This window comes from Campylobacter sp. BCW_6460, from assembly GCF_001762705.1.
Lineage (GTDB): Bacteria > Campylobacterota > Campylobacteria > Campylobacterales > Campylobacteraceae > Campylobacter_D > Campylobacter_D jejuni.
In genome coordinates this window covers 1-1,186 of the sequence record NZ_MJXI01000041.1, presented here as the reverse complement: position 1 = coordinate 1,186, position 1,186 = coordinate 1, and the positions used below count along the sequence as shown (strand labels likewise).

1 pseudogene is annotated in these 1,186 nt (G+C 33.1%); it reads left to right on the top strand.

From position 1 onward, the window contains the following. Positions 1–1,186: pseudogene (locus AJ881_RS09490) on the top strand (hypothetical protein); the annotation flags it as partial.

Below are 1,186 nucleotides of genomic sequence, written 5' to 3'. Positions count from 1 at the left end.
CAGTGGAACTATAGCTTCAAGCGATAAAGGAGTTTTTTTCGAAGGCGGTGCTAATAATAAATCCACGATTAATAATTTTAACAATACTGGAGTTATAACAACTTCAACAAATAAAGAAGCTGTTCGATTTAATCATACTGATGTTAAAACCATTACCAATAATGGAAACATTAAAAGCGAGGGACATAGAGGTATAAGCATAGATAATTCAAGTGTACAAACTCTTAATAATAGTGGCACTATTCAAACCAGCAATCAAGATGTAAATAACTGGGATACGCAAGCAATATATATTGGCTATTCTACAATCCAAACATTTATCAATAGCGGAACCTTAAAAGGCGATGGAAGAAAAGATCCAGGAGGACCTAATGGGGCTATGTTTGCTAGCTCTGGGGTAAATCTTTCTGGTTCTACTATAACAAATTTTGATAACTCAGGTATTCTTTCAGGAAGAGTAGGTATAAATATATCAAGTACTACTATAGATAATTTTAAAAACACTGGTACTATAGAAGGAACATCTGGAGCCAAACAATTATCAGGAGCAGTATTCATTCAAAGTTGGAGAACTTCAAGCTCCACTATTAAAAATTTTGAAAACACAGGTCTAATCAAAAATCAAAACGGCAATGCTATCTTCATAGGTGATGGCAACAAGATAGAAACCCTTACAAATAAAGGAACTATAGAAGCAGGCAACAATGGTATAACTTTTTATGCATTTGATACAAATAAAAAGCCCGTTAATATTGGTAAAATCACTATAGAAGAAGGTGGTGTTATTAAAGCAGGCAATGATGCAATCCATATAGATGGAAGTAAAAATGGTATTGAGGGTGAAGGTATTGAAGTTAAAGAAGGGGGTAGATTAGAAGGTGGTAATGCAGGTATTTATATAGGCGGTGGTAAGCAAGTAAATACTAGCATCAATGTATCTGGAACTATCCAAGGTGGTAATGGGGGTATTATAAATACTGGAACCATTGGAAAAGAAGGACAAGAAAAACAAGAATACGGAATCACTATTGAAAATGAAGGTCTTATTGCTTCTGCAAAAGGAAGTGGTATTTTAAATACTGACAATGGAATTATTTATGGTAATATCTTCAATAGAAGTAATAATAATTTAAGTTTAAAAAATGATTCTGATGCGACTATTACAAGTGGTATTAAAAATGAAGGT